Source organism: Methylobacterium sp. C33D (assembly GCF_053345825.1).
Genome location: NZ_JBKFAV010000258.1, coordinates 1 through 279, shown reverse-complemented (window position 1 = coordinate 279; position 279 = coordinate 1). Strand labels below are relative to the sequence as shown.

1 pseudogene is annotated in these 279 nt (G+C 67.4%); it reads right to left on the bottom strand.

Annotation, left to right across the window (positions count from 1 at the left end):
- Positions 1-279: pseudogene (locus ACLBXO_RS32285) on the bottom strand (family 2B encapsulin nanocompartment shell protein); the annotation flags it as partial.

Sequence of the window (279 nt, the reverse complement as noted above, 5' to 3'; positions counted from 1 at the left end):
GACCAGGGTCAGCAGCTCGTCGAGGTCGTCCGGGGTGGGCGGGCCGCCGCGGGTGGGGATGCGCTGGCGCGGGCCGACCTCGCCGAGAAGGCCGAACTGCGCGTTGTTCAGGAGCTCCCACTCCTCGCGCTCCTTCACGGCGTCGACCGTGAGGCGGATCTGCTCGCGGAGCTGGTCGATCTCGTTGGAGTAGAGATCGGTGACGCGGGTATGGGTGTTGAGGATCGTCTGGATGGTCGAGAGGTGGTACTCGCGCGGATCGACCTCGTAGTCCACGAA